At 68.2% G+C, this 24,331-nt stretch carries 21 protein-coding genes; 1 reads left to right on the top strand and 20 read right to left on the bottom strand.

The window, feature by feature from the left end:
- Nucleotides 1-2 precede the first annotated feature (2 nt).
- The 6 genes from FHS74_RS02440 to FHS74_RS02415 all read right to left on the bottom strand — a co-directional run bounded on the left by FHS74_RS02440 (nucleotide 3) and on the right by FHS74_RS02415 (nucleotide 7,965).
- A complete protein-coding gene (locus tag FHS74_RS02440) occupies nucleotides 3-992 on the bottom strand; it encodes a GGDEF domain-containing protein (RefSeq protein ID WP_246462860.1) in 990 nt (329 codons plus the stop codon).
- Between the two features lie 389 nt (nucleotides 993-1,381).
- On the bottom strand, nucleotides 1,382-1,729 hold the full coding sequence (locus tag FHS74_RS30855; RefSeq protein ID WP_004273812.1) for a methyl-accepting chemotaxis protein: 348 nt from the start codon (nucleotides 1,727-1,729) through the stop codon (nucleotides 1,382-1,384).
- A gap of 255 nt (nucleotides 1,730-1,984) precedes the next feature.
- On the bottom strand, nucleotides 1,985-3,562 hold the full coding sequence (serA, locus tag FHS74_RS02430) for a phosphoglycerate dehydrogenase (RefSeq protein WP_184797097.1): 1,578 nt from the start codon (nucleotides 3,560-3,562) through the stop codon (nucleotides 1,985-1,987).
- Between the two features lie 116 nt (nucleotides 3,563-3,678).
- Nucleotides 3,679-4,848, bottom strand: a complete 1,170-nt coding sequence (locus FHS74_RS02425) for a phosphoserine transaminase (RefSeq protein WP_184797096.1) — start codon at nucleotides 4,846-4,848, stop codon at nucleotides 3,679-3,681.
- Nucleotides 4,849-5,018: 170 nt separating this feature from the next.
- Nucleotides 5,019-6,752: a hypothetical protein gene (locus tag FHS74_RS02420; RefSeq protein ID WP_184797095.1), complete on the bottom strand. Its 1,734-nt coding sequence runs from the start codon at nucleotides 6,750-6,752 to the stop codon at nucleotides 5,019-5,021.
- 406 nt (nucleotides 6,753-7,158) lie between these two features.
- Nucleotides 7,159-7,965: a PhzF family phenazine biosynthesis protein gene (locus tag FHS74_RS02415; RefSeq protein ID WP_184797093.1), complete on the bottom strand. Its 807-nt coding sequence runs from the start codon at nucleotides 7,963-7,965 to the stop codon at nucleotides 7,159-7,161.
- A gap of 113 nt (nucleotides 7,966-8,078) precedes the next feature.
- On the opposite strand from FHS74_RS02415, the gene FHS74_RS02410 reads away from it, so the two are divergent.
- Nucleotides 8,079-9,473, top strand: coding sequence for an aminotransferase-like domain-containing protein (locus FHS74_RS02410; RefSeq protein ID WP_184797092.1), 1,395 nt, complete (start codon nucleotides 8,079-8,081; stop codon nucleotides 9,471-9,473).
- 57 nt (nucleotides 9,474-9,530) lie between these two features.
- On the opposite strand, the gene thiD is transcribed toward FHS74_RS02410, so the two are convergent.
- The 14 genes from thiD to ruvA form a co-directional block, all read right to left on the bottom strand.
- Entirely contained in the window at nucleotides 9,531-10,328 is a 798-nt protein-coding gene (gene thiD, locus FHS74_RS02405; protein WP_184797090.1) for a bifunctional hydroxymethylpyrimidine kinase/phosphomethylpyrimidine kinase, read from the bottom strand.
- Between the two features lie 4 nt (nucleotides 10,329-10,332).
- Entirely contained in the window at nucleotides 10,333-11,712 is a 1,380-nt protein-coding gene (gene glmM, locus FHS74_RS02400; RefSeq protein ID WP_184797088.1) for a phosphoglucosamine mutase, read from the bottom strand.
- A 38-nt stretch (nucleotides 11,713-11,750) separates the two neighbouring features.
- On the bottom strand, nucleotides 11,751-12,842 hold the full coding sequence (folP, locus tag FHS74_RS02395; protein ID WP_246462859.1) for a dihydropteroate synthase: 1,092 nt from the start codon (nucleotides 12,840-12,842) through the stop codon (nucleotides 11,751-11,753).
- A gap of 166 nt (nucleotides 12,843-13,008) precedes the next feature.
- Nucleotides 13,009-14,949: an ATP-dependent zinc metalloprotease FtsH gene (gene ftsH / locus FHS74_RS02390; protein ID WP_184797084.1), complete on the bottom strand. Its 1,941-nt coding sequence runs from the start codon at nucleotides 14,947-14,949 to the stop codon at nucleotides 13,009-13,011.
- A 130-nt stretch (nucleotides 14,950-15,079) separates the two neighbouring features.
- A complete protein-coding gene (gene tilS / locus FHS74_RS02385) occupies nucleotides 15,080-16,498 on the bottom strand; it encodes a tRNA lysidine(34) synthetase TilS (protein WP_184797082.1) in 1,419 nt (472 codons plus the stop codon).
- Between the two features lie 52 nt (nucleotides 16,499-16,550).
- Nucleotides 16,551-17,570 (bottom strand): tol-pal system protein YbgF, encoded by a 1,020-nt coding sequence (gene ybgF / locus FHS74_RS02380; protein ID WP_184797080.1) that lies wholly within the window; start codon nucleotides 17,568-17,570, stop codon nucleotides 16,551-16,553.
- Nucleotides 17,571-17,868: 298 nt separating this feature from the next.
- Nucleotides 17,869-18,372, bottom strand: a complete 504-nt coding sequence (gene pal / locus FHS74_RS02375; RefSeq protein ID WP_184797079.1) for a peptidoglycan-associated lipoprotein Pal — start codon at nucleotides 18,370-18,372, stop codon at nucleotides 17,869-17,871.
- 174 nt (nucleotides 18,373-18,546) lie between these two features.
- The gene (tolB, locus tag FHS74_RS02370) at nucleotides 18,547-19,881 is read right to left on the bottom strand and encodes a Tol-Pal system beta propeller repeat protein TolB (RefSeq protein WP_184797077.1); all 1,335 of its coding nucleotides are present in this window, start codon (nucleotides 19,879-19,881) and stop codon (nucleotides 18,547-18,549) included.
- On the bottom strand, nucleotides 19,881-20,846 hold the full coding sequence (locus FHS74_RS02365) for a hypothetical protein (RefSeq protein WP_184797075.1): 966 nt from the start codon (nucleotides 20,844-20,846) through the stop codon (nucleotides 19,881-19,883). The genes tolB and FHS74_RS02365 overlap by 1 nt, the downstream gene beginning before the upstream one ends.
- 17 nt (nucleotides 20,847-20,863) lie before the next feature.
- Complete coding sequence (gene tolR, locus FHS74_RS02360; protein WP_184797073.1) at nucleotides 20,864-21,316, bottom strand: protein TolR; 453 nt, start codon at nucleotides 21,314-21,316, stop codon at nucleotides 20,864-20,866.
- Between the two features lies 1 nt (nucleotide 21,317).
- Nucleotides 21,318-22,046, bottom strand: a complete 729-nt coding sequence (tolQ, locus tag FHS74_RS02355; protein ID WP_184797071.1) for a protein TolQ — start codon at nucleotides 22,044-22,046, stop codon at nucleotides 21,318-21,320.
- An 8-nt stretch (nucleotides 22,047-22,054) separates the two neighbouring features.
- Entirely contained in the window at nucleotides 22,055-22,606 is a 552-nt protein-coding gene (locus tag FHS74_RS02350) for a YbgC/FadM family acyl-CoA thioesterase (RefSeq protein WP_246462858.1), read from the bottom strand.
- Nucleotides 22,599-23,696, bottom strand: coding sequence for a Holliday junction branch migration DNA helicase RuvB (gene ruvB / locus FHS74_RS02345; RefSeq protein ID WP_184797069.1), 1,098 nt, complete (start codon nucleotides 23,694-23,696; stop codon nucleotides 22,599-22,601). Before ruvB ends, FHS74_RS02350 begins: the two co-directional genes overlap by 8 nt.
- On the bottom strand, nucleotides 23,693-24,322 hold the full coding sequence (gene ruvA / locus FHS74_RS02340; protein WP_184797067.1) for a Holliday junction branch migration protein RuvA: 630 nt from the start codon (nucleotides 24,320-24,322) through the stop codon (nucleotides 23,693-23,695). The genes ruvB and ruvA overlap by 4 nt, the downstream gene beginning before the upstream one ends.
- Nucleotides 24,323-24,331: the final 9 nt, after the last annotated feature.

Below are 24,331 nucleotides of genomic sequence, written 5' to 3'. Positions count from 1 at the left end.
CGTTATACCAGCGCCGCTTCGGCCGGCGCCACGAAGGCCCGAACCTGGTTGCGGCCTTGGTGCTTGGCCATGTACAGCGCCTCGTCCGCTCGCTGGATGAAACGGCCCAGCGTCTCGCCCGGCTCGTAGAGGGCGACACCGACGGATAGCGTTATGTTGCCGATGGCGGCGCCGGAGGTGCGCTTCACGATGCGGCGGTTGGCGATGGTGGCACGGGTCTGCTCGGCGAAGGCCAACGCCTCGTCCAAGGTCGACTCGGGCATGATGATGGCGAACTCTTCGCCGCCGAAGCGGGCGGCGGTGTCACGCCCGCGCACCGAGTCCTTCAGGGTGCGTCCCACCAGCTTCAGGACCTGGTCGCCCACGACATGGCCGTGGTTATCATTGAATTTCTTGAAGAAATCGATGTCGATCATCAGCAGGCACAGCGGGCGCCCATCTTCCATGGCGGTGGCCGCGGCCTCGCGCAGGGCCTGGTCGAACTGCTTGCGGTTGGCGAGGTCCGTCAGCGCGTCGGTCATGGCCTCACGCCGCACGGTGTCCAGGTCGCGGCGCATGGTTTCCAGCTGTTGGGCGCTGTCGCTCAGTTGCGTCTGCAGGAACTGGTTGCGCACAGCCACCCGCTGCGCCTGCTCGGTCATGGCGCGGATGATGCCGCGCAGCTGCTCCAGCGTGTCTGACAGGTCGACCTGCCCCTGGAACACCTTCAGCGCCGCGCCGAAGGTCCCCACGTCGTTGCCGGCGGAGGCCACGGCGCCGGTGACGCCGGACAGGGCCTCGGTCAGCTTGGCGCCGATTTCCTGGATGGCCTGGATTTCGTCATCGGCGGCGAAAAACTTGTGATACAGCTCGGCGCAGCGCTGCTCGGTAAAGGGCAGGCCGTTGCTGGCGATGATGTCCACCGCCCGGGTCAGGTCGGGATAGCGGCCGCTGTAATAGGCGTACCAGACGGTGAAGTTGTGCGGCTGTGGCGCCACGGACTCCGTACGCATGCGGTCCATCGCCCGTTGGGCGAGATGGGCGGCAGCCTGTGATCCCTCAGCGAACAGCACGTGCTCTCCCCGCACAGTGGGCTTGGCCGGGCGGGTGACCGGATCGGGCCACCCGTTCAGGGTACCCCGCTTTCAAGAGAGGCCGCCCGCCACCCTCATCCGTCAGAGTAAGTCACAAACGCCGAAAATGGAAACGCGGGAAAATCAGAAAGCTTTCGGATATCCGAAATTGTTGACCGCCCCCGCCCCCGTCGCCAAACGGGCACACCAAAAGACGCGCGTGGTTTGGTAAACAAACGGGCCCGCGCCTGGAAGGGTAATCCCCGGCGCGGGCCCGCGAATACACTGTCACCCCTTGAAACCCACCTTTCGCAGGCGGGTACGCCTTATCAGGCGGAGGTGATCGCCCGCTCGACCAGCTGACCCAGGTGCTGGGTGCGCTTGGTCAGGCTCTGCAGCACGGCGGAGATTTCCGCGGTGGCGGCGGCGGTCTGGCCCGACAGGTTCTTCACTTCACCGGCGACGACGGCGAAGCCCTTGCCGGCCTCGCCCGCGCGGGCGGCCTCAATGGTGGCGTTCAGGGCCAGCAGGTTGGTCTGCTTGGCGATGGCGTCAATCTGCTGGGCGACGGTGCCCACCTTTTCGATCTCGGCGCGCAGGCCTTCCAGTTCCCGGCTGATTTCCTGGAGGGCGGAGGACAACTCGGTCTTCGACAGACTGGTGGGCGTGGAGCTCATCGATGGCACCTAGGGTTGAATGGTGTCGCTGGATCGGTGGCCGGGGTCCCCTGCCGGGATGACCAAGCCGGTGACTTCTAATACCACAGAAGAACAGGGGTCGGGACGCACAAAATCGGCTCTTGCGGATATGGTCCGATTTATTTAGTTCGTTCCCGAAACGATCAAGGGATTGACCAAATGCCCATAAAAAAAGCCGCCCCAGAGACCTCCCCGGGGCGGCTTGTCCTATCCAAATAGACTGACGCCAGGCGCTTAGAAGCGCAGGGCTTTCGCCCGCACGACGCTGGCCAGGCCTTGGATGCGCTCCAGCAGGGCATCGCCCACTTCCTGGTCCACCGACACCAGGGCGATGGCATTGGCGCCCGCCTCAGTACGGCCGAGGTGGAAGGTGGCGATGTTCACACCGGCATCGCCCAGGGTGGTGCCCAGCTTGCCGATGAAACCGGGCTTGTCCTCGTTGCGGATGAACAGCATGTGCTCGCTCAATTCCGCTTCGATCGGCACTTCCTCGATCTGCACGATGCGGGGCTTCTCGCCGCCGAACAGGGTGCCGGCCACGGTGCGGGTCGCCCGCTCGGTCTGCACCACGACGCGGATCAGGGTCTGGTAGTCGGCTGCCTCGTCGCGCTTGGTCTCGGCCACCTTGATGTCCCGCTCGCGCGCGATGACGGGGGCGTTGACCATGTTGACCGAAGCCAGCAAGGGCGACAGCAGGCCCATGAGGACGATGGCGGTCAGCGGCCGGGTGTTGAGGTCGGCGACCTGACCCTCGTACTCGACCGTCACCGACTTCAGGCCCGTCTCGGTGATCTGGCCGGCGAAACCGCCCAGCTGCTCGGCCAGCTTCATGTATGGCTTCAGCTTGGGCGCGTCTTCCGCCGAGACCGATGGCATGTTCAGCGCGTTGACCACGGCGCCGGTGACCAGGAAGTCGGACATCTGCTCGGCCACCTGCAGAGCCACGTTCTCCTGCGCCTCGGTGGTGGAGGCGCCCAGGTGGGGCGTGCAGATGATCTTCTCATTGCCGAACAGGATGCTTTCCTTGGCCGGCTCTTCCGCGAACACGTCGAGCGCGGCACCGGCCACATGGCCGCTGTCCAGCGCCGCCTTCAGGTCGGCCTCGACAATCAGGCCGCCACGGGCGCAATTGATGATACGCACGCCAGGCTTGGTCTTGGCCAAGGCCTTGGCGTCCAGGACATTGCGGGTGGCGTCGGTCAGGGGCGTGTGCAGGGTGATGAAATCGGCCCGGCGCAGCAGCTCGTCCAGCTCCACCTTCTCCACGCCCAGGTCCTGGGCACGCTCCGCCGACAGGAAGGGATCGAAGGCGACGACGCGCATCTTCAGGCCCACGGCGCGGTCGGCGACGATGGAACCGATGTTGCCGCAGCCGATGACGCCCAGGGTCTTGCCGTACAGCTCGACGCCCATGAAGCGGTTCTTTTCCCACTTGCCGGCGTGGGTGGAGGCGTTGGCGGCCGGGATTTCACGGGCCAGCGCGAACATCATGGCGATGGCGTGCTCGGCGGTGGTGATGGAGTTGCCGAAGGGGGTGTTCATGACCACCACGCCGCTGGCGGTCGCGGCGGGCACGTCGACATTGTCGACGCCGATACCGGCGCGGCCGACCACCTTCAGGTTGGTGGCGACGGCCAGGACTTCCTTGGTGACCTTGGTCGACGAGCGGATGGCCAGGCCATCGTACTTGCCGATGATGGCCTTCAGCTCATCGGGCTTCAGGCCGGTGATGACGTCGACCTCGACGCCGCGCTCCTTGAAAATCTCGACGGCGCGGGGGCTGAGGCTGTCCGAAATAAGAACCTTGGGCATGGCTCTCGTATCCTTCTGGCGAGGATGGGCCGGCGCCGCCGTCCGGATGGTTTCCGGGTGTGGGGCGGCGCCAGGCCGTATGTCAGGGATAGGCTTTTAAAGCGCGGGAACGCGGATCAGGCGACGAGCTCGGCCGCGACCGTGGCGTAGGCCCAGTCGATCCAGGGCAGCAGCGCCTGGATGTCGGACCGCTCGATCGTGGCGCCGCCCCAAATGCGCAGGCCCGGGGGGGCGTCGCGATAGGCGCCAGCGTCCAGCGCCACGCCTTCCTTCTCCAGCAGCGAGGCCACCTTCTTCGCCACCTCGGCCTGGACTTCCGGCGTCTGGCCGGCCAGCTTGGGATCGGCGAACTTCAGGCAAATCGAGGTGCAGGAGCGGGTGGCGGGCACATCGGCCAGGAAAGCGGCGGTGGTGCCGCTGGCGACCCAGTCGGCCACGGCCGCCAGATTGCCCTCTGACCGTTCGATCAGGCCCTTCAGGCCGCCCACGGATTCGGCCCAGCGCAGGCCATCCAGGGCATCTTCCACCGCCAGCATGGACGGGGTGTTGATGGTTTCGCCCTTGAAGATGCCTTCGACGATCTTTCCGTCCTTGGTCATGCGGAAGATCTTGGGCAACGGCCAAGCCGGCTTGTAGCTTTCCAGGCGAGCGACGGCGCGGGGGCTCAGCACCAGCATGCCGTGGGCCGCCTCACCGCCCAGCACCTTCTGCCAGGACCAGGTGACCACATCCAGCTTGTCCCACGGCAGGTCCATGGCGAACGCGGCCGAAGTGGCATCGCAGATGGTCAGGCCTTCGCGGTCATCGGCGATCCAGTCACCGTTGGGCACGCGCACACCGGAGGTGGTGCCGTTCCAGGTGAAGACCACGTCGTTCTTGAAATCGACCTGCGTCAGATCGGGCAGCTTGCCGTAGCCGGCGGTGAAGGTGCGGGCATCGGCCAGCTTCAGCTGCTTCACGACGTCGGTCACCCAATCCTTGCCGAAGGACTCCCAGGCGACCATGTCGACGCCGCGGGCGCCGAGCAGGGACCACAGGGCCATTTCAACGGCACCGGTGTCGGAGGCCGGAACGATACCGATACGGTAGTCGGCCGGGATATTGAGCAGGGCGCGGCTGCGGTCTATGACCTCTTGCAGCTTGGCCTTGCCGGGCTTGGACCGGTGCGAGCGGCCCACCAGGGCGCCCTTCAAGGCATCCAACGTCCAACCGGGACGCTTGGCGCAAGGACCAGAGGAGAAATTAGGATTCGACGGCCGGCTCTCGGGCTTCGGCGGTACGGTCATGATGCTATTCCTTGCAGAATAGTTGCGCCCCGTTGGGGAGGCGTGTCCCGCCGCGGACACTAGGGGCGCCGCGCAAGAACGTCAATCATGACGGCATGGCCGCGATACATTGCTGCCATGCCGGAATGCCGTACGTAACATCCTTTCGGCTATGGCGCCGGAGGCCGATTTCAGGCGGCGGCGTGGGGAATCAGCGCCGGCGGCACCAGACGGCTGGCGGCCAGGGTCTCGCACAGCTTGAAGTAGTTGTCCCGCCGCTCCGTGGCGCTTTCGAAGCGCTCCAGGTAATTCAGGATGAATTCCGGTCGGCGCAACGCCGTGGTCAACGTCTCGCTGGCGAAAGTGCGGGCCCTGCCCTCCGGCAAGCCACCGCAGGTGTTGATCAGCGCCAGCATGCGGTCGGCGAACCCCATGGCCTGGTTGCCGACGATCTCCGTCCGCACCGTCTCGAACAGCGCGCTGTCGATAATCTCCAGCATTTCGCGCTTGGGCCCCTCGGGCAAGCCGGCGGCCAGGATGCGGTCGGACAACTCGCTCAGCGGCGGGATGATGTCCATACGCCGATTCTGGCAGCCCATGTCCCAGACGATATCGTCCGGCACGATGAGCGAGCGCAGGTAGGGCGCCAATTTGGCCTTGGCCTGCCTGCCCGGCGCCATGTTCACCAAACTCAAGATCAGGTTGATCTTGGAATAGGTGCCGCGGGCCAGCGCCATCACATCCGACATGGCCTCAGGCTGGATCAGCTTGTCGGCGCGCAGCGCGATGGCTTCCTGGATCTCCTCGTCATTCACCAGGCTGGGTGCGGTGACCTTCAGATGGTCCTGGATACGGACCAGCGCGCGCAATTCATCCTGGACATGGCGCTCCCCATGAAACGGCAGACGGGCGTGCAGGTGGCGCAACAGACCGAGGCGCAGTTCCGCCAGCGTGCGGGGCAGAACACCCTGGGCCAACAATTCCGATAGGGTGATGACGCCCGGCAGATGGCTGCCGGCGGCGTCCATCTCCACCTTGCCCAGCTTGCCCACATAGAGGTTGATGGCGTTCAGCACCAGCTCGATGCGGTCAGCCTCCTTCCCCACCAGCTCACGCAAGGCCAGGGAAGAGCCCATGATCTCCGCGGCGATGCTATCGATGATGCGCATCTCGCGCACCGTCAGCTCGGGACTGAACAGCCGGAACAGCCGGTCCAGCTTTTCCATCCACGTCTTGCAACCGGCAAGATAGGCCGCGGTGGCGCGATAGAGGCCCGGGATGGGATCGCCAGCGGCCGCGAGCTTGTCCGACAGCGCCTTGAGGCCCCCTGGCGCCAATGGCGGCACGGGGTTGCCCTTGGCCTTGGCGACCAGACGGCTGAGGCCATCGTCCACCATGGCCATCAGTTCCTTCATGCGCGATACGGCCGTCTGCTGGCTACCGCGCACCTGCTGGCTGGCCAGACGCTGCAACGCCCCTTGCACCAGGGTGCCGGCGTTGTCCAGCGCGCGGGCCGCCACCTCGTAATACAACACCTCAAGCGGGGTCAGCCGGCTCTCATCCAGATAGCGGGCGAACAGCCCGCGGATGACCTGGCGCTGGACATCGCCGGTGAAATCCTCCGGCCGCTCACACCACGAGGCGTCGCGTCCAGGATTGGCGATCTGCAGTGGATCGGTTTCCGCCACCCCGGCGCGCAGGCGCTTGCGCACGGTGATGTGGCTCTTGAAGTCATGATCGACATAGTCGCGGCGGCGGACGATGCGGACGCCATCGACCTCCTTGCGATCGATCAGCAAGGCCGCCGCCGGCTCGATCTGGCGCAGATCCGGCCCTTCCTTGACCAGAAGCCACTGGTCATTGTGCAGGCTGTGCAGCTCGAACGCGGTCTTTACCGTTCCGATCAGTTGCTGTTGCCTTTCCACGGGCCCCCTGGCTCCAACGAATAGATCGGCGCGGCCGTATTGTTAATACAGCATAAACGCCCCGTTTTATGAAAGATACGTGGACCATCATCCCGCATCCTCACCGCTTGGTAAACGGCAATGTCAGCAACCACCCCTTCCGGAACCGGCATGCCAATGGAATCGGAAAGATTCTGACCGCGAGGCGGGTATACCCGGAGCGGAAGGGTCAAACCGCCGGTTGGGGGCAGACCAACCAATGCCATACCCCTTCCGACTCCGAAGCGTGGCGCATCCTCCCCAAAAGACGGTGGCCGGGTCAATCCGCTGAACGGCATAGGCCTTCGGCCACATCCCCCCTTTCGGGCGATGCGGGCCCCGATACGCTGGCGCGGCAGCGGACGCCCGCCACCGCCGGGCGCTTCCCTCAGATGTGAATATGCCCCTCCAGGAACAGGACGGCCTGCCCGCCGATGCGCACGCGCTCGCCCTCCAACCGGCACGTCAACGCCCCACCCCGCCGCGACACCTGCCGCGCCGCCAGCCGATCGGTGCCCAAGCGCTGGGCCCAGTAGGGAATCAGGGTGCAGTGGGCGGACCCCGTCACCGGATCCTCCGGCACCCCCTCCGACGGCGCGAAGAAGCGGGAGATGAAATGTACGCCGGGCTCATCCCCCGGCGCGGTGACGATGACGGCGAAGCGATCGATGTCCATCAGCGCCGCCATGTCCGGCGCCAGCGCACGCACGACGGCGGCATCGTCGTAAACCACCAGATAGTCCCGCGCGGCCAGGATCGCCGCGGGGGCCGGCCCGCCCAGAGCCGCCACCAAGCCTGGGTGGATGGCTTCCGGCAGCCGCGGCGGACGGGCGGGAAAGTCCAGGGTCAACAATCCCTGTTCCCGCGTCACGGCCACCAGGCCGGCCTTCTGTGTGCGGAACACCACCCTGTCGGTGCCGGGGTGCAGGATGTTCATCATCAGGTGCGCCGTCGCCAGCGTGGCGTGGCCGCACAAATCGACCTCCACCGCCGGCGTGAACCAGCGCAGCCCCCAGGCGTCCTCATCGCCCGGGCCCGGCGGCACGAAGAAGGCGGTTTCAGACAGGTTGTTCTCCGCCGCGATGGCCTGCATGACCGCGTCCGGCAGCCAGGCGTCCAGCGGCACCACGGCGGCGGGGTTGCCCCCGAAGACGGCATCGGTGAAGGCGTCGATCTGGTAGACGGGCAGGCGCATGGGGGCATCCTCCGACGGACAAGTCCGCATTGTCCGCGCATGTGGTGGGTAGAAATCAGCACAATTTCCGAATAGAACAGCTAAATGCCCCCATCAATACGGATATTGTCGCCATGACAATGACCGGTAAGCAGCCCGCGTGGCTGCCCGACATTTCCCAGCGGCCCGGCCCCCGCTACCGGGCCATCGCCGCCGCCCTGCAGGATGACATCGGCAGCGGCAGCCTGCCCATCGGCGCCAAGCTGCCCACCCACCGGGATCTCGCCTGGCGGCTGGGTGTCACCGTGGGCACGGTGACCCGCGCCTATGCGGAAGCCGAGCGCAGCGGCCTGATCGGCGGGGAGGTCGGCCGCGGCACGTTCGTGCGCGACCCCCGTCCGGCGGAGGCGCCCACGGGGGACGACAGCGGCGTCATCGACCTGTCCGTGAACGCCTTGACCCAGCGCCCCAACGAGGAACGGCTGCGCCAAGCCCTGATGCAGCTGGCGGACCGCGGCGACCTGTCGGGCCTGATGCACTATCCGCCCGTCAACGGCAGCGCCCGCCACCGCCAGGCGGGCGCCGCCTGGATCGAACAGACCACCGGGATGGTGGCCGACCCCGCCCTGATCCTGCCCACCGCCGGCGGGCAGAACGCCATGCATCTGGCGCTGGCCGCCATCACCCGCCCTGGCGACAGCCTGCTGGTGGAGCGGCTGTCCTATCCGGCGGTGAAGCCACTGGCGGGCCTGCTGGACCTGCGGCTGGTGCCGGTGGCCATGGACGGCGAGGGCTTGGTGCCCGACGCGCTGGACCAGGCGGCCCGAACCCACGGCGCCCACGCCCTGTACTGCATGCCCCGCCTGCACAACCCCACCACGGTGACGCAAAGCGCCCCCCGGCGTCAGGCGCTGCTGGAGGTCTGCCGCCGGGCCGGCATCCTGGTGGTGGAGGACGACGTCTATGGTTTCCTGGCGCCCAGGACGGACCCGGCGCCCCTGGCGGCGCTGGATCCGGAGCGGGTGCTGTTCCTGACCAGCCTGTCCAAGAATCTGATGCCGGGCCTGCGCACCGGCTTCCTGCTGTGCCCGCCACCGCTGATGGACCGGGTGCGCAGCCTGCTGCGCGCCACCCTGCTGGGGGTCAATCCCCTGGGCGCGGAACTGGCGGCGGAATTCATCCTGTCCGGCGCCGCCCTGGACTGCGCCGGGCAGCGGCGCGCGCTAGTGGCGGAGCGTCAGGCCCAGGCCCGCCGCCTGCTGCGGGGGGGCGCCTCCGACCCCGCCTGCCCCCATCTATGGCTGCCCCTGCCCGAACCCTGGCGGCGGGAGGACTTCGCCCGTGCGCTGCTGGGCCGCGGCGTGCGGGTCACCCCGGCCGACGCCTTCGCGGTCGCGCGCGGCGACACCCCCCATGCCGTGCGCGTCTGCATCGGCGGGGTGGAGCGCACGGACCTGCTGGAGCAAGGACTGCGCATCGTCGCCGGCCTGCTGGCGGAGCCGGCGGCAATGGGGGAGAGTTTCGTTTGACCTCATCAAGCGCCGATCTGGGCCCGTCCGCATGAGGCAAGGCCTCACGCCCCGGGATTAGGGAAACGGCCTGACGGTGTGCGCGTGGTTCAGCGGGCCGTGGCCACCGCCGAAACCGGGGGCGGTGCGGATGGCCTCCTGCACATAGGCGTGGGCGCGGGCCACCGCCGTCGGCGCGTCCAGCCCCTGGGCCAGGCCGCAGGCGATGGCCGAGGCCAGGGTGCAGCCGGTGCCATGGGTGTGGACGGTGTCGATGCGCGGCGCGGTATAGGTGTGTTCCCCCATCGGGGTCACCAGTACGTCGGTCACCACCGGGCCGGCGCGATGGCCGCCCTTCATCAGCACGGCGCGGGCACCGAAGCCCAGCAGGCGGTCGGCGGCGCGGCGCATGTCGTCCACGCTGTCCACCGCCAGGCCGGTCAGGGCCGTGGCCTCCACCGTGTTGGGGGTCAGCAGGGTGGCGATTGGCAGCAGCCGCTCGATGGCGACGGACACGGCCCGGTCTTCCAGCAGGCGTTGGCCACCCTTGGCCACCATGACGGGGTCGACCACCAGGGCGGGGGCGCCCAGCTCGGTCAGCACCGCGACCACCGTCTCGATGATCTCGGGCGAGGCCAGCATGCCGGTCTTGACGGCGTCGGCGCCGATGTCGGCCAGGCACAGCCGCATCTGCAGGGCGATGAAGTCCGGCGGCACCGGCATCACCGCCCGCACGCCGTGGGTGTCCTGCGCCGTCAGGGCCGCCACCGCCGTCATGGCGTAGCCACCCAGCGCCGTCACCGCCTTGATATCCGCCTGGATGCCGGCGCCGCCGCCGCTGTCGGAACCGGCGATGATCAGGACACGGCCGCGCACCGCCTTATTCCGCGACTTTGGAGGCCGGCCGCGGCGCCGCGTCCTGGATGGCGCCGATGATGTCGTCCACCACGGTCGTCACCAGGCCTTGGTCGTCACCCTCCGCCATGACGCGAATCAGCGGCTCGGTGCCCGACTTGCGGATCAGCACGCGGCCGGTGCCGCCCAGCCGGGCCTCGCCAGCGCGAATGGCGTCCTGGACGCTGGCGGCCGCCAGGGGCGTGGCGCCCCCTGCCGGGTCGAACCGCACGTTCTTCAGCACCTGGGGCAGCGCCTGGAAGACCCGCAGCACCTCCGACGCCGGCTTGCCCGACTGCTGGATGACGGCCAGCACCTGCAAGGCGGCCACCAAGCCGTCGCCCGTGGTGCCATGGTCGGACAGGACGATGTGACCGGACTGCTCCCCGCCCACGTTGAAGCCATGCTCGCGCATATGCTCCACGACATAGCGATCACCCACCGGCGTGCGGGCCAGGCTCAGGCCACGGCGCTTGAGGTGCAGTTCCAGGCCCAGGTTGGACATGACCGTGGCCACCACACCGCCGCCGCGCAGCGTGCCGGCATCGGCGCAGGCGCCGCCGATCAGGGCCATGACCTGGTCGCCATCGATCTGGGTGCCGGTCTCATCCGCCAGGATCAGGCGGTCGGCGTCACCGTCCAGCGCGATGCCCAGGTGGGCGCCATGGGCCACCACGGCGTCGCGCATGGCCTTGGGCGCCGTGGCGCCGCACTCCTTGTTGATGTTGAAGCCATCGGGCGATACCGCCACGGGAATGACCTCGGCCCCCAACTCCCACAGCACCTTGGGCGCCACCTTGTAGGCGGCGCCGTGGGCGCAATCGACCACGATCTTCAGCCCATCCAGGCGCAGGCCACGGGGGAAGGTGGCCTTGGCTTGCTCGATATAGCGGCCGATGGCGTCGTCCAGGCGCTGGGCGCGGCCCAGGTCGCGCGGGCTGGCCAGGTCGCCGGAGAAGCCTTCCACCATGCGTGCCTCGATGGCGGCCTCCACCTCATCCGACAGCTTGTAACCGTCGGGCCCGAACAGCTTGATGCCGTTGTCATAGTAGGGGTTGTGGGAGGCGGAGATCATGACCCCCATGTCGGCCCGCAGGGAACGGGTCAGCATGGCCACCGCCGGTGTCGGCATGGGGCCCACCAGGGTGACGTCCATACCCATGGAGATGAAGCCCGCGGTCAGCGCCGGCTCCAGCATATAGCCCGACAGGCGGGTATCCTTGCCGATGACCACCAGATGGCGATGGTTGCCGCGGCGGAACTGCAGGGCGGCCGCCATGGCCACCCTCAAGGCCGTCTCCGCCGTCATGGGCTCGGTATTGGCCGTGCCGCGAATGCCGTCGGTACCAAAGAGTTTACGCGCCATCGTCTTCCACGCCGTCATCAGTTCAAAGCAACGCCCAATCAGGGCAATCCGTGCAGCGCCTGCCATAGGGCGCGGGCCTGCACCGTCTCCGCCACATCATGCACCCGCAGGATATGCGTGCCCCGGTCAAGGCACGCAAGGCCGGCGGCCAGCGATCCGGCCACCCGATCCTTCGGCGCCTCCCCCCGCGACAGGGCGGCGAGAAAGCGCTTGCGCGACAGGCCGACCAGCAGGGCGCAGCCGGTGCCATGATAGAGCGCCGTGTGGCGCAAAATGTCCAGATTGTGCGCCACCGACTTACCGAAGCCGATCCCCGGATCGACCGCGATGCGTCCCCGGGGAATGCCTGCGGCGACGCAGGCCTCCACCCGGGCCAGCAGATAATCCATCACATCCAAGGCGGCATCTTCGTACCACGGCTCAACCTGCATGGTGCGGGGGTCGCCCCGCATGTGCATGAGGATGACGGGGCAGCCGCGCGCCGCCACTAGGGCAAGGCTGTCGGGGTCCCCTTCCAACGCGCTGACATCGTTGACGATGTGGGCGCCGGCATCCAGCGCCGCCGCCATGACGGCGGCGTGCCGGGTATCGACCGAGACCACCGCCGCCCCCTCCGCCACCAGGGCGCGGATGACGGGCACGACGCGAGCGGCCTCCTCAACCGGTGACACCGGCGCCGCCCCCGGCCGGGTGCTTTCGCCACCGATGTCCAGGATGTCGGCGCCGGCGGCCAACAGCGCGCGGCCATGGGCGACGGCGGCATCCGTAGCGGCGAAATCACCGCCGTCGGAAAAGCTGTCGGGTGTGACATTAACGATGCCCATGACCAGGGGGCGGCCCATATCCAGCCCGGCGAAGGGCGGGCGCGGCGACGACAGCGCCGCCAGGCGTTGTCCGATCTCAGCCGTCAGCCCGGCACCGTCCGCCCAGGCCGCGAGGTCGGCCAAGCCCAACACACGGCGGCTCACCTGCCCGCCCCGGCGTACCGCGACCTCCACCCCGGTGTAGGCCAGCGCCGTGCCCGCCAATGGCCGGCCGGCCGCGGCGTGGGCGCCCGACACCAGGCCCACGGGTGTGAGGTGAACGTCTTGGGGGGCGATGGGACCGGCGGGCAGGGATTCACGGGTCATCGGCGGCATCCATGGGGACAGGGCGCGATTCTAGCCGCCCGCATTGCGCGCCGTCATCCCCGCTGGCGGCAGGCCAGCCGCGCGGGCGATGGAGCCCGCCCCGAAAAGACGAAACCCCCGGGCGCCAGGGCGACCGGGGGTTTCGGAAACTAGATACCAAGCGCTATCAGGTGCCGGGCTGCGGCTCCGGCGAGAACGGGCCACCCTCGGCGCTGGGCGTCCCGCCGGTGGTCGGCACCGAGGTGCGCCGACCGACGCCGCGGGGCGGAACCTTGGGCGTGTCGTTGGCCTCGGGCCGCACGATCGACTCGCCGCGCAGCAGGGCGCGCACCTCGTCACCCGACAGCGTCTCATACTCCAGCAAGGCGCTGGAGGTGTTGTGCAGGTCGTCCATATGCTCCGTCAGGATGCGGCGGGCGTTGCCCTCGGCCTCCTCGATGATGCGACGGACTTCCTGGTCGATGATGTTGGCCGTCGCCTCGGACATGTTCTGCTGCTGGGTCACGCTGTGCCCCAGGAACACCTCCTGCTCGTTGGCGCTGTAGCGCACCCGGCCAAGCCGGTCGGACATGCCGTATTCGGTGACCATGGCGCGGGCCATCTGGGTCGCCTTCATGATGTCGTTGGACGCGCCGGTGGTCACGCGCTCCGGCCCGAACACCAACTCTTCCGCCATGCGGCCGCCGAACAGCACGGCCAGGCGGCTTTCCATCTCGACCTTTTCCCAGCAGTACCGGTCGCGTTCCGGCAGGGCCATGGTCACACCCAGCGCGCGGCCGCGCGGGATGATGGTCACCTTGTGCAGGGGATCGGCCTTGGGCATGTAGATGCCCACCAGGGCGTGGCCCATCTCATGATAGGCAGTGGTGCGCTTCTCCTCCTCGGTCATGACCATGGACCGGCGCTCGGCGCCCATCATGACCTTGTCCTTGGCGTTCTCGAAGTCGGCCATGCCCACCACCCGCTTGCCGCCGCGGGCCGCCAGCAGCGCCGCCTCGTTCACCAGGTTGGCCAGGTCGGCGCCGGAGAATCCGGGGGTGCCGCGGGCGATGGTGCGGGCGTCCACGTCGGGGGCCAGCGGCACCTTGCGCATATGGACCTTCAGGATCTTCTCGCGGCCCAGGATGTCAGGGTTGGGCACGACCACCTGGCGATCGAAGCGGCCGGGACGCAGCAGGGCCGGGTCCAGCACGTCGGGACGGTTGGTGGCGGCGATGAGGATGACGCCCTCGTTCGCCTCGAACCCGTCCATCTCCACCAGCAGCTGGTTCAGGGTCTGCTCACGTTCATCGTTACCGCCGCCCAGGCCGGCACCGCGATGGCGGCCGACCGCGTCGATCTCGTCGATGAAGATGATGCAGGGGGCGTTCTTCTTACCCTGTTCGAACATGTCGCGGACACGGGACGCGCCGACGCCGACGAACATTTCCACGAAGTCGGAACCGGAGATGGTGAAGAAGGGCACGTTGGCCTCACCCGCCACGGCGCGGGCCGTCAGCGTCTTGCCGGTGCCCGGCGGGCCCACCAGCAGCACGCCCTTCGGGATCTTGCCGCCCAGGCGCTGGAACTTCTGCGGGTCCTTCAGGAACTCGACGATCTCTTCCAGCTCCTGCTTGGCCTCGTCGATGCCGGCGACGTCGTCGAAGGTGACACGGCCGACCTTCTCGGTCAGCAGGCGGGCGCGGCTCTTGCCGAAACCCATGGCCTTGCCGCCGCCGGACTGCATCTGGCGCATGAAGAAGATCCAGACGCCGATCAGAACCAGCATGGGCAGCCAGGACAGGATGATGCTGAACAGCGTTGGGTTGCCGCTGTCGTCGGGCACCGCGGTGATCTTCACGTTCTTGTCGGCCAGGCGGCTCACCAGGTTGCTTTCCGGCGGCACATAGGTCGAGAAGGTGCGGTTGTCGCGGTAATGACCCGTGACCTGGGGCCCCTTGATGGTGACATCGGCGACCGTGCCGCGCTCAACCTCCTCCAGCAACTCGCTGAAAGGGATGCTGGCCTGAGTCGTCCGATTGGTGGAAGTCTGAAAAAGGTTGAACAGCACGAACAGCAGGACGCCGATAAAAGCCCACAGCGCCAAATTTTTACCGAAGTTGTTCACGTCTCTCAGCCTTTCCTCGACCAACTGGGCCCTGCCACCCGGCCGTCATGGCCGGTCTCGATGGCGGGGGCCTCAGCCCACCCGGTGGTTTTCGCACATATCCGGCATCAAACCACAGGGACCGTTTGCATTAGATAATGACGCCGGCGTCAGAGACAACTGCCATCACGTCTAGACCGGCCTCCACCGTTGGCAAAAACGGGGAGGGAGCCACCGGCGACAGCGGGCGGAAAGCCAGCCGCGGCCACGTTTCCCCCCGCCCTGGCAGAGCCGGCGGCGGGCGAAGCGGCTCCACCGCCCAGTCCAGATGTGGCACCGCCACCAGTGTTTCCCCGCGCCGAAAGGCCGGCAGGGTCGGCCACACCGGCTTTGGCAGGCGCGCGAACGCCACCCCATCCGACGCCGCCAGCCGGCGCGCGTCCACCGTTCCCAGGGCGCCCAGCGTCAAACCGGCGCCCGCCGCCCCCACCGCCTGGAAGCGGCCATCCCAGCGGGCGCCGCCCCCGGACACCGTCACCGGCGGGGCCATGCGTCCCGCCTGGCGCAACAACAGCAACAGCCGCCGGCCGCCGGCGCCGGCCAGGCGCCGGGCCTGGCAGCCGGCCAGCGTTAGGGCCAGCGATCCGCCATCCGTCGTCCACAGGCCGGGCAAGGCCGCCAGCAGCCGCCCCACCGCCGCCGAGGCGGGCGCATAGGGCTGGCCCCCCAAAGCCGCCGCCAGGCCCGCCAGCATGCGCGACGCGACCGGCCGGGGTAGCCGCGCCAGCGCGTCGGCCGCGACCACCGCATAGCCCTCCGGCGCCAACATGACATGGTGGGCCACGGCGACAGCCACGGCCGTTTCCAGCGCCGCCCGCGCCCGGCCGGCGTCCGCCGCCTGCGCCAGCAGATCGTCCACGGGCCGCGCCAAGCCCTCGCGCCGCAGCCGGCCCCGGGCATAGCGGGTCATGAGATTGGACGGGTCGTCGATCCAGGGCTGTCCGAAGGCGCGGCAGGTGGCGCCCAGGTCGGCGCGGCTGACCGGCAGCAGGGGGCGCAACAGCCGCACGTCGGCCAGCGCCCGCGCCGCCGCCATGCCGGCCAGCCCATCGGCGCCGCTCCCCCCTTCCAGCCGCAATGCCACGGTTTCCGCCTGATCCTCACGATGATGGGCCAGGCAGAGGTGCAGGATTCCGCGCGCCCGGCAGGCCGCCGCCAGCAGATCGTGACGGGCTTGCCGCGCCGCCGCCTGCAGCCCCGTGGCCGGCTTGGGGCCTTCCCAGGTCAGGGTGGTGTGCGGAATGCCCCGGCCAGCCAACCAATGGCCGACCTGTGCCGCCTCCGCCGCCGACTCCGGGCGCAAGGCGTGGTCCACGGTGAAGGCGATGACGTGGCCCCCCCGGGCACGCGCCCAGCGGTCGGCCAACAGGGTGAGCGCCAGGCTGTCGCGACCGCCGGACACGCCGACAGCCAGGACGGGCGCCGTCTCATACGGGCCCAGCGGGGCCATGAGGCGGGCGAACAGCGCCTCATTGAGGGCCGTCCCCCGCGACTCGCCGGCATTCGTCATGGGAGAAGAGACAGGGGGCGCCCGGCCATCACCCATGGCGCCCCTCCGGGTCCTACTTGCAGCCCAGGCGGTTCTTCTGGTCCTCGCCCCGGCGCTTCACGGTGGGGGCGGCGTCCTTGTCGGCGTCCAGCTGCTTCAGCACCACGCAGGCGCTGGGCCGGTCGCCCAGGCTGTCCAGCGACATGGCCAGCTTCAGCAGGTAGTCCGCGCCCTTGTTGCTCTTCGGATACTTCTTGTAGCCATCGCCGAAGGCCACGGCCGCGGCCTTGAAATTGCCCCGGATGTAGAAGGTCTCCCCCAGCCAGTACTGGGCGTTGGCGGCCAGCGGGTTATCCGGATTCTGTTTCAGGAACTGGCTGAAGGCCTTCTCCGCGTTGGGGGCGTCGCCCTGGCGCAGCAGATTGAAGGCGTAGTCGTATTGGTCCTGGGCCGGGCCAGCCGGCAGCGGGCCGCCAGCGTCGGCGGGGGCCGCTGAAATCGCCGGGCCCTTGGCGCCGCCGGAAGCGGGGCCGGAGACGGCACCGGTGTCGGCGGCCGGCGGCAGGGGCCTGGCCCCGCCCTTCAGGTCGGCCGGGGGCGACCCGCCAGCGTCAGCGCCCCCCCCATTCATCGACGCCCCAAGGCCGATGCCGGCCTTGTCCTCCAGCTTCTGCAGCCGCAGGTCGATGTCGGCCGACAGCTTGTCCAGCCGTTCCTTGATCTGGGAGACCTGATAGGCCAGCTCCTCATACTTGCCGGTCTGCTGCTGCGTCTGGGTTTCCATCTGCAGCTTCAGCACCTCCAGCTCGCCGGCGGCGGCCGAGCCGCCACCGCCGGGAACGCCCGTCATCGGGCCGGTGGGCTTCACGCCGTTGCGGTAAACGTCGCGCGACAGGGTCTGCACATCCGTTTCCAGGCGCGACAGGCGATTCAGCAGGTCCTGCATGTCCCGGCTCTGCGCGCCGGCCGGTGTGGGCATCAGCAACGGGGCGGCCACCACCATGGCCATGGCGCACACGGCGGCCCAGCCCCGCCAGCGGATGTTGCGGCGCGGCAAATGGGGGGAGGTCAGGGACGTCAGCGACGGCGTCATGGGGCGATTCCGGGGAAAAGAGTCATCGGGGGACGGGGCGATAAGCTTGGCCGGCGCCACGCGTCCCGCCCCGCGCGACCTTAGAGCAGATCGGGCAAGGGCGGAATCGCCTTTGCGCGTGCCGCCGCTTGCGGACAAACCCGGCGAGAGCCGCCCTGGCTTCGGACGCGTCGGCCGCGCACGCTACCTCAAAAGCAATATTACCCTGCCCTTAGGTAATATACGCCAAGTAAAAAGGGCGCCGCCCGACCCTCAGGTCAGACGGCGCCCCCTTAACCGGCTACCCTGATGGGGTAGATCAGTTGATGACCGTCACGCCGCGACGGTTCTGCGCCCAGGCGGCCTCGTTGGAACCGAGGACGGCGGGACGCTCCTTGCCGTAGCTGATCACCTGCACGCGGGCCAGGTCGACGCCCAGGGCGGTCAGGTAGTTCTTCACGGCGTTGGCACGGCGCTCACCCAGGGCGAGGTTGTACTCGCGGGTGCCGCGCTCGTCGGCGTGACCTTCAACGGTGATCGTGACCGAACCGTACTTCTTCAGCCAGGCGGCCTGCTTGTCCAGGGTCGCGGTGGCTTCGGGGGTCAGGTCGAACTTGTCATAACCGAAGAACACGCGGTCACCGACGTTGACCACGAAGTCTTCCTTGGAACCCGGGACCGGGCCGGTCGGCTTCTGGACCGGCGCGGTCGGGGTGGTGGTGGCGGTGCTGGCGGCGGCGACGTCGACCTTCTTCTCCGGCGTGGAGGAGCAAGCGGCCACCAGGGCGAGAGCCGCACACAGGCTCAGGTATTTCATGCGCATAGTTTGAGACCCCCTACGGACAACTTAAAAGTGGGATTGATATTTTCGCGACCGCGATCTCGATTGAAGTGAGGCGACGGCGGCGGCTGTCAAGCCGCCGCCGTCACTTATTCCCGTCTCTGTAGACCGACAAGCCTTACGTCGCTCTTGCGCTGCGAAAGTACTGTGGCGCACTCACGGAATCAAGGGCGACCAAGCGGGATCGGACGCGTCGGTGGGCGTGAGCATCTGCCGTTCGTTGCGGCCGGTGAGGTCGATGGAGTAGAGGCGGACCTGACGCTGGCGACCGCCCTCCCCCACCGGCTTCTCCTTAAAATACATGAGGACACGGCCGTTGGGCGCCCAGGTTGGGCCCTCAACCAAGTAACCGGTGCTCAATTCCCTTTCACCGGAACCATCGGGGCGGATCACGCCGATTGAGAACCGGCCGCCGTTGATCCGTGTGAAGGCGATGAGGTCACCGCGAGGCGACCATACCGGGGTACCATACTTACCAGCACCGAAAGTAATACGCTGAACATTCGTGCCGTCAGCATTCATCGTATAGATCTGCTGACTGCCCCCTCTATCGGATTCGAAAGTAATTTTACTTCCGTCCGGAGAGAAAGAGGGAGCGGTATCAATGGCCGGATTGTCGGTCAGGCGGGTCTGGCGACGGGTCCGCAGGTCCAGCAGGTAGATGTCGGTGTTGCCATTCTGGGCCAGACTCATGATGACCTTGTTGCCATCCGGCGAGAAGCGCGGGGCGAAGGTCATGCCCGGGAAGTCGCCCAAAACCTCCTGCCGGCCGGTGTCCACGTTGAAGATATATACCCTAGGTTTGTTGTTGAAGTAACTCAGGTATGTAATTTCCTGAGCCGTCGGCGAGAAGCGCGGGGTCAGCACCAGGACCCGGCCATCGGTCAGATACAGGTTGTTTTCGCCATCCTGGTCCATAATGGCCAGGCGCTTCTGCCGCGTCGTCGCCGGACCCGATTCGGCGATGTAGACGATCCGGGTGTCGAAATAGCCATCCTCGCCCGTCACGCGCTTGTAGATCGCGTCGGCGATGATGTGGGCGATGCGGCGCCAACCGTCCGGCTGGGTGAAATAGGCCAGGCCGGTCAGCTGCTGTTGCGCCAGCACGTCGAACAGGCGGAATTCCACCTTCAGCCGCCCGTCGGGCTGGACGGCGGCGGTGCCGCTGACCAGCGCCTGGGCGTTGATGACCTTCCAGTCGCCGTAGCGGGGCAGGCCATTGGCCAACTGGTCCGGCGTCTGGATGAAGGCCCGGTGGTCCAACGGCCGGAACAGGCCGGACCGCTCCAGGTCGGCCTCGACCACATTGGCGATCTGCTGGCCCACCGGCTCGCCATAGAACTGGGTGACGGCGATGGGCAGGGGCTCGACCGTCCCCTTGCTGATGTCGAGATGCAGTTCGGCCTTGGCCGGAACCGCGGCCGCCAGGAACAGCACGGCGGCCAGGGCGATGGCGCGCCTTAGGGCGGTTAGCGTCTGTCGCGTGGGCATCAGAACATGTCCTTCGGGCTGAACGTGAACACGATGGACCCGGCCCCGCCGTACTTTTCCTTGGGCAGGCGCAAGGTCGAACATTGATCTTTCTGCAGCGCGCGGAGGGTGCTCTCCACGAAACTGCGGTACGTCGGGTTGGACAGCGCGCCGTTGCCGCTCACGTAATCCACCTTGGTGACATGCATGGAACTGTCGAAGGTGACGCGGATATCGGCGCTCATCTTGTCCACATCCTTGCCACCGGCCGGCACAGCCCAGCATCCCGCCAATTGCGAGCGCAACGCGTCCTGCTCTGACACCGAAAGATGGTCGGATTGAGGCTGCGCCGCCGAGGTCTGCGGTGTTTTCGGCGTGTCCTTGGCCGGGGTGTCCTTCGCCGTCTCCTTGGGCTTGTCTTCCTTCAGCTTGTCCACGTTCTTCAGGATGCTGTCCAGGGACGGCACGTCCTTCTTCGGCGGCTCGGGCTTCTTGGGTTCGGGCTTGGGCGGCTCAGGCTTCGGATCGGGCTTGGGCACGGGCTTGGGCTGCTCCAACTCCGCCGTCTTCTGCTCCTCCACCTTCGGCACCTCCATCTTCTTGATGGGCAGGGCCTCGGGCTCCGGCGGCGGCGCGGGCTTGGGCGGCGGGGGCGGCTCCGGCTTCGGTGGTTCCGGCTTGGGGGGCTCGGGCGGAGTCGGCTGTTCCGGCACCTTTTCCGGCGGCGGGGGCGTGGGCTCCGCCTGGGCTTGCTGCGGGGGCGTGGGCGGGGTGGGGTCGGGCTGCGGCTCCGGCGCCTTGGGCGCGGGTGGCTGCGGCTTCTCCGTTTCCTTGACCGTCGTGTTGGTCAGCTCGCTGATATCCATCTCCACCGCCACCGGCTCCGACATGACCAGCGGTTCGCTTTTCAGCAAAGGCAGGCCCAGGATCGCCAGCAGCAGCAGCGCGACGTGCAGGACGGTTGAAAAGATGACGGCCGGACGCATGGGTTGGGTCTGGCTTCCTACTTGCGGCGGGCGGGTTGGTCAGGCATCTGCGAAATCAGCGACACCTTCTTGTAGCCGGCGCTGCTGATCGCCCCCATGACCTCGATGATGCGGCCATAGGCAAGCGCCTTGTCACCGCGGACGAAGATGCGGGCGTCGGCGTTGTTCTGGCTGATGGCCTGCAGGCGGGGCACCAGGTCGGTCAGGTCGGTCTTGGTCTCGTTCAGGTAGACGTCGCCGTTTTCCCGGATGGAGACGACCAGCGGCTCGTCCTGCCCCGGCACCGCCGGGGCCGAGGCCTTGGGCAGGTCGACCGGCACGCCCACGGTGAGCAGGGGGGCCGTGACCATGAAGATGATGAGCAGCACCAGCATCACGTCCACCATGGGCGTGACATTGATGTCGGCCATGGGCCGCGCGCGGCGGCGGCCCCGGCCGGTGGACTGCTTACCCGACAGCGACGCGCCCATCTCAGCCCCGCTCTTCCAGGTGACGCTGCAGGATGGCGCTGAATTCCGTCACGAACGAGTCCAGCCGGTCACCGAAGCGGGCGATGTCGGATGAGAATTTGTTGTAGGCGATGCTGGCCGGGATGGCCGCCACCAGGCCCAGCGCCGTGGCGAACAGCGCTTCGGCGATGGAGGGCGCCACGACCGCCAGGCTGGTGTTGCCGGCGGCGGCGATGCTGGTGAAGCTGTGCATGATGCCCCAGACGGTGCCCAGCAGGCCGACGAAGGGGGCGTTGGAGCCGACGGTGGCCAGCACGGTGATGTAGCGTTCGGTCTGCGCCATCTCGCGGCTGACGGTCACCGACATCACCCGCTCGATGCGCTGGGCCAGGTTGGCGCGCATCGCGCCGGACGAGGTCAGGCCCCGTTCGTTGGCGTGGCGCCATTCGCGCATGCCGGCGGCGAAGGTGGCGGATAGCGGATCGCTGGGGGCCTTGCCCACCTCCTCATACAATTGGTCCAGCGAGCCGCCGGACCAGAATTGCTCCTCGAAGTCGGCGGCGGCGGCCTTCATGCGGCGCAGCTTGATCGACTTGTCGAAAATGATGGCCCACACCCAGACGGAGGCCGCCAGCAGCCCCAGCATGATGGCCTTGACCAGCCAGTTGGCGGTCATGAACAGGCTGAGGGCCGACAGGTCCGCCGCCGGGTTGGCGCCCAGGGCCACGAAATTCAGGATCTGATGCTGCATCGCCACTCTCACTCTTCCGACGGGGCGCCCGTCGGCGCGCCGTCCCCCTTCGAATTGATCTTCTCGCCGCCGTCACGGCCCGCACCCAGACGGGCGAAGGCCTGCGCCACCGGCGTTGGGACCCGCACCGCCCGCCCTTGGGCGTTGATGCAGGCCAGTTTCAGGCTTAGCCGGACCAGCACCTGGTCCTCCGGTTCGGCCGCGCCGGCGGGCACCCTGCCACCACTTTGTGGCCGGTATATGGTCTGTTCGGCGACAATCGTCGCGCCGGTCACGCCGGTGATGCGGCTGCGCACGACCAGCGTGTCCTCCAGCCGGGCCGGGGCCAGAAAGTCGGCGGTGCAGCGGCGCACGGCGAAGGCGACGCCGGTGGCCGCCACCTGCGCCGCATGGGGCACCCCCAGCACGCGCAGCATCTCCGTCCGCGCCCGCTCGGCATAGCGCAGGTAGTTGGCGTGATAGACGATGCCGCCCGCGTCCGTGTCCTCGTAATAGACCCGGACGGGGAAGACATGGACATCGCCCGCCATCTGGCCGGAAAGGTTCGGCGCCTCAGACATCCGGCCCCTCCTCCGCATCCGGCCCGTCCACCTCCGGGGCGCCCAGCATGTCCAGCTGGCGCGCCGGGCTGGTGACGGGGGCCGGCAGGCCGAGATAGCGATAGCCGGTGTCGGTCAGCAGGCGGCCGCGCGGCGTGCGCTGCAGCAGGCCCTGCTGGATCAGGTAGGGCTCGATCACCTCTTCCAGCACGTCGCGCTGTTCCGACAGGGCGGCCGCCAGCGTCTCCACCCCCACCGGCCCGCCGCCATAATTGTTGGCGATGCAGTTGAGGTAGCGCCGGTCCATGGCGTCGAAGCCCAGCCGGTCAACCTCCAGCCGGGTCAGCGCGATGTCGGCGGCGCGGGCGTCGATCTCGGTGGCCCCGGCCACGGCGGCGAAATCGCGCACCCGGCGCAGCAGGCGGCCCGCCACGCGCGGCGTCCCGCGCGACCGGCGCGCGATCTCCAGCGCGCCCTCGGGCAGCAGCCGCATGTCCAGCAGGCGGGCGGCGCGCCCGACGATCAACTGCAACTCCTCCGGCTCATAGAACTGCATGCGCAGGGGAATGCCGAAGCGTTCGCGCAAGGGCCGGGTGATCAGGCCGGAGCGGGTGGTGGCGCCCACCAGGGTGAAGGGCGGCAGGTCGATGCGCACGGAACGCGCGGCCGGCCCCTCGCCGATGATCAGGTCCAGGTGGAAATCCTCCATGGCGGGATAGAGGATTTCCTCCACCGCCGGCGACAGCCGGTGGATCTCATCGATGAACAGCACGTCGTGCGGCTGCAGGTTGGTCAGCAGCGCCGCCAAGTCACCCGCCTTGGCGATGACGGGGCCGGAGGTGGCGCGGAAGCCCGCCCCCATCTCCTTGGCGACGATCTGGGCCAGGGTGGTCTTGCCCAGGCCTGGCGGCCCGAACAGCAGCACATGGTCCAGCGGTTCGGACCGGGACCGGGCGGCCTGGATGAAGATGGACAGGTTCTCGCGCACCTGGCGCTGACCGGTGAAGTCGGCCAGGGACAGGGGCCGCAGCGACACGTCCATGCCGTCACCGGCGGCCCGCTCGCGGCTCACCAGGCGGTCGGCGTCCGGGCCGGACGCGGGGCCGCTCATGCGCTCAATTCCTTAAGACCGGCGCGAATCAGTTCGGACACGCCCGCCTCGGGCCCCAGGCGCGCGGCACAGGCCGTGACGGCGGCGAAGGCCTCCAGCCGACGGTAGCCCAGGTTGACCAGGGCGGAAACGGCGTCGGCCACCGCGCCATTGCCCGCCGGCGGCGCGGCCGCCGCGTCCGTCTTGCCGGCCGGCGTGCCGGCGGCGGTGGGCGCCAGCGCCAGGGCCGGCACCTTGTCCTTCAACTCGCTGATCATGCGGGTGGCGAGCTTGGGGCCGACGCCGTCCGCCTGGGTCAGGGCGGCCCGGTCCTGGGCCATCAGGGCCTGGGCGATCTGTTCCGGTGACAGCACGGACAGGACCGCCAGGGCCACCCGGGCCCCCACCCCCTGCACCGTGGTCAGCAGACGGAACCAGTCCCGCTCCGCCACGTCGGCGAAGGCGAACAGCTGCATCTTGTCTTCCGACACCCACATCTCGGTCAGCACCGACACCGCCTCACCCGTGCCGCCCAGGCGACGCAGCGTGCGGGACGAGGCGGAAACGAGATAGCCCACGCCGCCCACGTCGATGATGGCCCAGTCCAGGCCCGTGCTGTCGAGTAGCCCCTTGAGCTTGGCGATCATCGGGCGGCT

Source organism: Nitrospirillum iridis, from assembly GCF_014205765.1.
Taxonomy (GTDB): Bacteria; Pseudomonadota; Alphaproteobacteria; order Azospirillales; family Azospirillaceae; genus Nitrospirillum; species Nitrospirillum iridis.
Note: the sequence above shows the minus strand (reverse complement) of the source record. Positions and strands in the feature narration are given on the sequence as shown.

Coding starts and splice junctions, on each gene's coding strand:
- ruvB (WP_184797069.1), bottom strand. CDS start 23,696: ATGAGCGGCCCCGCGTCCGGCCCGGACGCCGACCGCCTGGTGAGCCGC.
- FHS74_RS30855 (WP_004273812.1), bottom strand. CDS start 1,729: ATGAGCTCCACGCCCACCAGTCTGTCGAAGACCGAGTTGTCCTCCGCC.
- ruvA (WP_184797067.1), bottom strand. CDS start 24,322: ATGATCGCCAAGCTCAAGGGGCTACTCGACAGCACGGGCCTGGACTGG.
- FHS74_RS02350 (WP_246462858.1), bottom strand. CDS start 22,606: ATGTCTGAGGCGCCGAACCTTTCCGGCCAGATGGCGGGCGATGTCCAT.
- FHS74_RS02440 (WP_246462860.1), bottom strand. CDS start 992: ATGCGTACGGAGTCCGTGGCGCCACAGCCGCACAACTTCACCGTCTGG.
- folP (WP_246462859.1), bottom strand. CDS start 12,842: ATGACCCGTGAATCCCTGCCCGCCGGTCCCATCGCCCCCCAAGACGTT.
- FHS74_RS02410 (WP_184797092.1), top strand. CDS start 8,079: ATGACAATGACCGGTAAGCAGCCCGCGTGGCTGCCCGACATTTCCCAG.
- tilS (WP_184797082.1), bottom strand. CDS start 16,498: ATGACGAATGCCGGCGAGTCGCGGGGGACGGCCCTCAATGAGGCGCTG.
- FHS74_RS02365 (WP_184797075.1), bottom strand. CDS start 20,846: ATGCGTCCGGCCGTCATCTTTTCAACCGTCCTGCACGTCGCGCTGCTG.
- ybgF (WP_184797080.1), bottom strand. CDS start 17,570: ATGACGCCGTCGCTGACGTCCCTGACCTCCCCCCATTTGCCGCGCCGC.
- FHS74_RS02415 (WP_184797093.1), bottom strand. CDS start 7,965: ATGCGCCTGCCCGTCTACCAGATCGACGCCTTCACCGATGCCGTCTTC.
- tolB (WP_184797077.1), bottom strand. CDS start 19,881: ATGCCCACGCGACAGACGCTAACCGCCCTAAGGCGCGCCATCGCCCTG.
- glmM (WP_184797088.1), bottom strand. CDS start 11,712: ATGGCGCGTAAACTCTTTGGTACCGACGGCATTCGCGGCACGGCCAAT.
- serA (WP_184797097.1), bottom strand. CDS start 3,562: ATGCCCAAGGTTCTTATTTCGGACAGCCTCAGCCCCCGCGCCGTCGAG.
- tolQ (WP_184797071.1), bottom strand. CDS start 22,046: ATGCAGCATCAGATCCTGAATTTCGTGGCCCTGGGCGCCAACCCGGCG.
- tolR (WP_184797073.1), bottom strand. CDS start 21,316: ATGGGCGCGTCGCTGTCGGGTAAGCAGTCCACCGGCCGGGGCCGCCGC.
- FHS74_RS02425 (WP_184797096.1), bottom strand. CDS start 4,848: ATGACCGTACCGCCGAAGCCCGAGAGCCGGCCGTCGAATCCTAATTTC.
- pal (WP_184797079.1), bottom strand. CDS start 18,372: ATGCGCATGAAATACCTGAGCCTGTGTGCGGCTCTCGCCCTGGTGGCC.